At 61.5% G+C, this 7098-nt stretch carries 7 protein-coding genes; 2 read left to right on the forward strand and 5 right to left on the reverse strand.

From position 1 onward, the window contains the following. Positions 1-1030, reverse strand: a 1030-nt coding sequence (locus Q0331_RS04225) for an acetyl-CoA hydrolase/transferase family protein (protein ID WP_298075169.1), incomplete at its 3' end; no start/stop codon positions are given. 297 nt (positions 1031-1327) lie between these two features. Between Q0331_RS04225 and dusB the strand changes: the two genes are divergently transcribed. Both dusB and phoU read left to right on the forward strand, forming a co-directional pair. Beyond that, positions 1328-2452, forward strand: a complete 1125-nt coding sequence (gene dusB, locus Q0331_RS04230) for a tRNA dihydrouridine synthase DusB (protein ID WP_298075171.1) — start codon at positions 1328-1330, stop codon at positions 2450-2452. Positions 2453-2539: 87 nt separating this feature from the next. Further along, positions 2540-3280: a phosphate signaling complex protein PhoU gene (phoU, locus tag Q0331_RS04235; protein WP_298075159.1), complete on the forward strand. Its 741-nt coding sequence runs from the start codon at positions 2540-2542 to the stop codon at positions 3278-3280. A 58-nt stretch (positions 3281-3338) separates the two neighbouring features. On the opposite strand, the gene Q0331_RS04240 is transcribed toward phoU, so the two are convergent. The 4 genes from Q0331_RS04240 to pstC all read right to left on the reverse strand — a co-directional run bounded on the left by Q0331_RS04240 (position 3339) and on the right by pstC (position 6919). Beyond that, entirely contained in the window at positions 3339-3890 is a 552-nt protein-coding gene (locus Q0331_RS04240; RefSeq protein ID WP_034986161.1) for a gluconokinase, read from the reverse strand. A 186-nt stretch (positions 3891-4076) separates the two neighbouring features. After that, a complete protein-coding gene (gene pstB, locus Q0331_RS04245; protein WP_298075163.1) occupies positions 4077-4853 on the reverse strand; it encodes a phosphate ABC transporter ATP-binding protein PstB in 777 nt (258 codons plus the stop codon). Positions 4854-4924: 71 nt separating this feature from the next. Further along, entirely contained in the window at positions 4925-5845 is a 921-nt protein-coding gene (pstA, locus tag Q0331_RS04250; protein ID WP_298075165.1) for a phosphate ABC transporter permease PstA, read from the reverse strand. A gap of 12 nt (positions 5846-5857) precedes the next feature. Continuing rightward, on the reverse strand, positions 5858-6919 hold the full coding sequence (pstC, locus tag Q0331_RS04255) for a phosphate ABC transporter permease subunit PstC (RefSeq protein ID WP_298075167.1): 1062 nt from the start codon (positions 6917-6919) through the stop codon (positions 5858-5860). Positions 6920-7098 lie beyond the last annotated feature (179 nt).

The raw sequence follows: 7098 nt of genomic DNA on the forward strand, positions 1-7098 counted from the left end.
AAATCTGCTGCGGGCGCAAGACGATGTGCTCGCGGTAGCGCTTCGCCTCATCGTTCATCTTTTTGGCGTACTCCGGGGACAGCGCGAAGGAGGTTGCGGAGGCGACGGTCATCTTGCCGTTGTCGATGAGGTCCAGCATGCCGTCCTGGATCACCTCGGTGTAGGCCTGGATGTTCTCGAACTTGGAGTCCAGCAGGCCCGCCATCACGGCATTCGGCACGTTGCCCACGCCGGACTGCATGATGTAGCCGTCGTAGGTCAGGCGACCAGCCTCGACCTCGCCCTCGAGGAGGTCCAGGAAGTGCCCGGCGATCTTCTCGGAGATTTCGTCGGTCGGCTTGAACGGTGCATTGCGATCCTCGGCGTTGGTCTTCACCACGGCCACGACCTTGTTCTGGTCTACCGGGATGTACGGCGTGCCGATGCGGTCGCCGGGGCGGTTGATCGGGATCGGGGTGCGGTTCGGCAGATCCTGGATCTTGTAGATGTCGTGCATGCCCTCCAGGTCGAGGGACTGCCACTCGTTGATCTCGATAATGATCTTGCGGGCGGAGTTGAGGTACTCCACGTTGTTGCCGACTGCCGAGGACGGGATGATGTTGCCCGCCTCGTCGATGCGTACGGCTTCCACGACAGCTACGTCCAGCTGCCCGAAGAAGCCTTCCTCGACCTGCTGGCCGAGGTGGGAGAGGTGGATGTCCTGGTACTTGATTTCGCCCGCGTTGATCTTCTTACGCATCACCGGATCGGAGGCGTAGGGGGTGCGGTAGCGCACAGCATCAGCCTCGGCCAGCACGCCGTCGCAGTCAGGTGCGGTGGAGGCGCCGGTGAAGAGGTCGATCTGGAAGTCTTCCCCGCGCTCGTGCAGCTCCTTAGCCTTCTCGGCGATGGCCGTCGGCAGCGCCTTGGGGTAGCCCGCTCCCGTAAAGCCGGACATACCGATCTTGTCGCCGTGGTTAATGAACTGCGCCGCCTCGTCGGCGGACATGACCTTGGACCTATAGAACTCGTTGGCGATGCGCTCAGACATCGGTTCCTCCTCCATTACTGTGTAGCGGCTTCTCCGCTTCATTTCCTCAGCCTACATAAATGTGACGTAGCTCGCCCTCACTCTCCAGCCTATTGTTGAACAACCTTTGTTGCTAGTTTGGCTTCTTTTTTGGACGCCCTTTGGTATTCTCCCTACCCCAGTGTGACAATGGTGCCCGTGACTACATCGACCGCAACCCCCACCTCCACCACGCCGCAGGACTCAACTACCCCAGCTGATTCGCCTGGCGAAGCGCCCCAGTCCAACCAGCGGTTCCAGAGCCTGAAAATCGGCAAGATGCAGCTCGACTCCCCCGTCGTGCTCGCTCCGATGGCAGGCGTGACCAACGTGGCCTTCCGCAGTCTGTGCCGCGAGCAGGAGCGCGAACGCATGGGCTCCGTCGCCGGACTGTACGTCTGCGAAATGGTGACGGCTCGCGCGCTGGTCGAACGCAATCCGAAAACCTTACACATGACGACCTTCGCGCCAGATGAGGATCCCCGGAGCCTGCAGCTGTACACCACCGACCCGGAGTACACCTACAAGGCAGCGAAGATGATCGTCGACGAGAACCTCGCCGATCACATCGACATGAATTTCGGCTGCCCCGTGCCCAAGGTCACCCGCCGAGGAGGCGGCTCCGCCCTGCCTTACAAGCGCAGGCTCTTCGGCAAGATCGTAGCTGCCGCGGTTAAGGCCACGGAAGGCACGGACATTCCGGTGACCGTGAAGATGCGCGTGGGAATCGACGATCAGCATCACACGCACCTGGATGCCGGCCGCATCGCGGTGGAGGAGGGTGCGGCCGCCGTGGCTCTGCATGGCCGTACCGCAGCACAGCGCTACTCCGGCCACGCGGATTGGAACGAGATCGCGCGCCTCAAGCAGCACCTGGCCCACACCGGTATCCCCGTGCTGGGCAACGGTGACATCTTTAAGGCCACGGATGCCCGCGCCATGATGGAGCAGACTGGCTGCGACGGCGTGGTCGTGGGGCGCGGCTGCCTGGGCCGCCCGTGGCTCTTCGCAGAGCTCTCCGCCGAGCTGCGGGGCCTGCCGATCCCCAGCGAACCCACCCTGGGCGAGGTAGCGCGCATCATCCTGCGCCACGCGGAACTGTTGGCCGCCCACGACGGCGAGCAGAAGGCCTGCCGTGACCTACGCAAGCACATGACGTGGTACCTGCGCGGCTTCCCCGCCGGCGGGGAACTGCGCCGCAGCCTGTCCCGGGTGAGCAGCCTGGACGAGCTGAAGTCTGCGCTCGCCGACGTGTGGGACTCCCCCGCCCTGGCCGAGGATGCCGACGGCGCCCGCGGCCGTCAGGGATCCCCGGCGAAGGTAGCTCTGCCGGAGGGCTGGCTGGATGACCCGGAAGACGAAACTGTCCCGGACGGCGCCGACATCGAAAACAGCGGTGGTTAATAGTTTTTGGGGCTATAGGTTTTTCGGCGCTATAAGCCGGGGCTAATATTCAGCGCCACCGAGCCCCAGAGACTATAGTTTTTTCACATGCGTAGGGTGTTCCGAAACCAACTCCGGGAATTCAAGTACGACATTTCGCTCATGGCGGATTTCGTGCGCACTGCACTCAATTCCGCTACCCGTTCTCTGCTGGAAACCGACTTGGATCTTGCCGAAAAGGTCCTTAGCAGCTTGGATACACTCGAGGATCTGCGCGGGACCGCAGTTAAGGATGCCTTCCAGCTACTGGCCTTGGAAGCGCCCGTGGCGCGGGATTTGCGCATCGTCGTTGCAGGCCAGCATATTGTCGAGGATTTCACCCGCATGGGCGCACTTGCGGTGCATGTGGCGAAGGTGGCGCGGCGGCGTCACCCAGAAAATGCTGTACCCGCGACCGTCCGCCCCTATATCGAAGAGATGGCTCGGCAGTGCGACAACTCGGCGGCGAAGATCCAGACCTTGCTGCGCGAGCTTGACGTAAACACTGCCCTCGAGCTCGTCGAAGACGATGACGCAGTCGATGACATCCACCGCCACATCTTCCAGCTCACCACCCAGCGCGAATGGCCGCACACAGTGCGCGAGGCCGTGGATGTCACGCTGCTGTCACGCTACCTCGAGCGCTACTCTGACCACGCCGTGGAGATCGCCAACCGAATCGTCTTCATCATTACCGGCCTCACGCCGGACGAGTACCACCGAAAGCAAGAGGACGAAGAGCTGCAGCAGCGCTTCCGCAAGCAGTTCGACGAGATGCGCTACCGCTACGACACGAACCTGGATTACTAGCCGCCTGCAGGGCGCAACCAGGCGCAGCCGGGCACAGCCAGGCGCAGGCCGTGGTTATCTAGCGCGCGTACGCCTTCTTGGCGAACATGGCGGCGTTCAGCGCATCGTCGAGCAGCTGCTCCGGGGTGCGGCTAACGTCCAGCTGGATGCCCTTCTCCCCCGGCGTGAGACGCTGCAGATCCTCCAGCTGCGCGGTCAACAGCTCGCGCGGCATGTCCGCCTCTCCCACGCGGTTCTTCATGCGCTCCGCGAGCACATCCTCGGTTCCGTACAGGTGCACGTAGAACACGGTCGCGTTCTCGCCCACGTCGTTCAGGATCTCACGGTGGTCGATGCGCAACGCGGTGCAGGCGGTGACGGTGTTGTTGCCCTGGGCGGCCTCGTCCGCAATCCAGTCGCGCACGATCCCTAGCCACTTACGGCGCCCGGCCTCTGGCGGAAGCTTGCCGTCCTGCAGGATCTCCAGCGCCCCTTCGGGGTGCAGGTCGTCGGCTTCCTGCAGCTGCCAGCCGGTCTTCTCGGCCAGGGCGCGCGCCAGTGTGGTCTTGCCGCTGCCGCTCACCCCCATCACGACGACGTGGAGGGTTGCCGGAGTCTCTTGGCTAGACATGTGGCTCCTTTCTTCTTTGCGGTGCCCGTTACTGCCTTCCAGTATGCCCATTATTTTTATTATTGACGCCAAAAGCGGGGTTCCAGCGCTAACCGGAACCCCGCTAGTGGGTGGCAAGCTCAGCGGGAGCCTGCCGAAGACACTTTTTCTAAGATCCTGTACCCGCGTGGTACGCAGATAGGAGCTTTATCCGAAGCGACCGGAGATGTAGTCCTCGGTCTCCTTCTTCGACGGGTTTTCGAAGATCTGCTTAGTCGGGCCAACCTCGACCAGCTTGCCGGGCTTGCCGGTTGCCTCCAGGGAGTAGAAGGCGGTCTGATCGGACACACGGGCTGCCTGCTGCATGTTGTGCGTCACGATAACGATGGTGAACTCTTCCTTCAGCTCGTGGATCAGGTCCTCCACCGCCAGGGTGGAGATCGGGTCCAGTGCGGAGCAGGGCTCGTCCATCAGCAGAACTTCCGGCTCAACCGCGATGGCGCGGGCGATGCACAGGCGCTGCTGCTGACCACCGGACAGGCCGCCACCCGGCTTGTCCAGACGGTCCTTAACTTCGTCCCACAGGTTGGAGCCACGCAGCGCGCGCTCTGCAACCTCGCGGAGCTTCTTCTTGTTCTTCTCGCCGGACAGCTTTAGGCCAGCCACTACGTTCTCTTCGATGGACATCGTCGGGAACGGGTTTGCCTTCTGGAAGACCATACCGATGGTGTTGCGGACAGCCACCGGGTCGATCTTCGGGCCGTAAATGTTTTCACCGTCAAGCAGGATCTCGCCATCGACGTAGGCGCCGGGGATAACCTCGTGCATACGGTTCAGGGTGCGCAGCACGGTGGACTTACCGCAGCCGGACGGGCCGATGAAGGCGGTCACTGCCTTCGGCGGGATGTGCAGGTTGACGTCCTGTACGGCGTGGAAGTCGCCGTAGTAGATGTTGACGTCGTTGAGGTCTAGGCGCTTAGCCATTGTGTTGTTCTCCTAGGAAAGGCTTTGTTTGGGTTTTCGGTCCCAGTGGGCCTAAGGCGATAGGTTCAGCCTTAGACCTTCACCGAGTAGCGCTTCGAGATCAGGCGGGCGCCAATCATCAGGATCGCCACGAGCAGCACCAGGGTCAGTGCGGAGCCCCACAGGCGCTCCAGCACGAACTCGTTACTGCCTGCGCCATACAGGTCAACCATGTACAGCGGCAGGGACTGCTGACCACCTTCGAACGGGTTCCAGTTGATCTTGGTGGTGGAGCCAACCAGGATCAGCACCGGCGCGGACTCGCCCATTACGCGGGCGACGGCCAGCATGATGCCGGTGACGATGCCGGACAGCGCGGTGGGGAGGACGATCTTCACGATGGTCTTCCACTTCGGCACACCCAGTGCATAGGAGGCCTCACGCAGATCCATCGGAACCACGCGCAGCATCTCTTCCGCGTTACGCACGATGATCGGAACCATCAGCAGAACCAGCGCAAGCGACACTGCGAAGCCGGAACGTTCGAAGCCGAACATGGTGATCCACATTGCGTAGACGAACAGGGCGGCGACGATGGAGGGAACACCGGTCAGAATGTCGACCATGAAGGTCGTGATGCGACCGAGGAGTCCGCCGCGGGAGTACTCCACCAGGTAGATAGCGGTGAACACGCCGATCGGGATAGAGAGGGCGGAGGTAACCAGAACCTGCATCAAGGTACCGATGATGGCGTGGACTGCACCACCACCGGCCTTGTTACGCGGCTGGCCGACCATGTCGTACATCCACCAGTCGGGGTTAAGAATCGCAGGCAGGCCTTCACTGAGGACCTTAATCAAGACCCAGAGCAGTGGGACCAGAGCCAGCGCCATGGCGAAGTAGATGATGACGGTGGCGAACTTGTCGACCGCCTTGCGCTTACCGGAAATCTGGGTAAACAGCTCGGAGGACGAAGAGGACTTCTTCTTATCTACAGTTGCTGCATCTGTCATTGTTCTCTTCTCCTACTTCTTCGCCACAACGGCGCGGGCGGCAGCGTTAACCAGGAAGGTCAACAGGAACAGGACGAGGCCGGCGGAAATGTAGGCACCCGCCTTCAGCTCGTCGTTGAACTCCGGCGCGGCCGCGGCGATGGCGGTTGCGAAGGTCGTACCACCGTCCATTAGGGAGCCACGGAAATCCGGAGCACTAGCGATGACCATGTACAGCGCCATGGTCTCGCCCAGCGCGCGCCCCAGACCCAGCATTGCACCGGAGATGTAGCCGGACAGACCGAAGGGCAGCACGGTCATGCGGACGACTTCCCAGCGGGTTGCACCCAGTGCCAGCGCGGCCTCGACGTGCCCCTTCGGGGTCTGCACGAAGACCTCACGGGTGGTAGCGGCGATAACCGGCAGAATCATGATTGCCAGGACGATACCACCGGTGAAGATGTTTCGAGAGGTGGAGAACGGCGGGGAGCTACCCTGCTGGTGGTTGAACAGGAAGAAGCCACCGGCCCAGCCAGACAGCCACTCGAAGAAGTCACCGAGTGCCGGGCCGAGGACGTAAGCGCCCCAGATACCGAACACGATGGAGGGCACGGCGGCCAGCAGGTCGATCATGAAGCCCAGGGGCTTGATGAACTGCTTCGGGCAGTAGTTGGACAGGAAGATCGCAATGCCCAGTGCAACCGGCATGGCCAGCAGGAGGGCGACGATCGAAACCAGGACGGTGGTGAAGAACAGGTTCGGGATACCGAACTGCATCCATCCGCCGTCATTGTTGGTGTAGTCGGTGTTCCAGCGCTCACCGTAGGTGAAGAAGCTGAAAATTCCGTCGCGCAGGCGGCTCAGTGCGGGGACTGCCTGCATGATCAGGAACAGGCCGATCAGACCGATGATCACGGTGATCAGGATTGAGGAGGTCTTTGCCAGCGTTTCGAAAACAACATCGCCAGGGCGCTTAACGCTGCCACCGCCGGAGCGTTGGCTATTCTGCGCCAACTGGTGATCCTGCTTCGGCTGAGGGGCGTCGCCCTCTGCCTTTGCGGACTTGGCGACCTCAACCTTATTGGCGTTTGCCATGAGGGATCCTTAAAAGGTCGTTATTCAATACCAAAATAAAATTGAAAAGTGTTTCGCGTCACTGTAGTTGCCGTATTCAGACCGCAACCCCCGATCGAAGAACGAGCGGGGGTTACGTCACTGTCTGAATGCCAGCGTTTAACTACTTCAGAGCGTCGACAGACTCTTCCAGCTTAGAC

Source organism: uncultured Corynebacterium sp., from assembly GCF_937999985.1.
In the GTDB taxonomy this organism is placed as follows: Bacteria; Actinomycetota; Actinomycetes; order Mycobacteriales; family Mycobacteriaceae; genus Corynebacterium.

Coding starts and splice junctions, on each gene's coding strand:
- pstB (WP_298075163.1), bottom strand. CDS start 4,853: ATGGCTAAGCGCCTAGACCTCAACGACGTCAACATCTACTACGGCGAC.
- phoU (WP_298075159.1), top strand. CDS start 2,540: ATGCGTAGGGTGTTCCGAAACCAACTCCGGGAATTCAAGTACGACATT.
- dusB (WP_298075171.1), top strand. CDS start 1,328: ATGCAGCTCGACTCCCCCGTCGTGCTCGCTCCGATGGCAGGCGTGACC.
- Q0331_RS04240 (WP_034986161.1), bottom strand. CDS start 3,890: ATGTCTAGCCAAGAGACTCCGGCAACCCTCCACGTCGTCGTGATGGGG.
- pstC (WP_298075167.1), bottom strand. CDS start 6,919: ATGGCAAACGCCAATAAGGTTGAGGTCGCCAAGTCCGCAAAGGCAGAG.
- pstA (WP_298075165.1), bottom strand. CDS start 5,845: ATGACAGATGCAGCAACTGTAGATAAGAAGAAGTCCTCTTCGTCCTCC.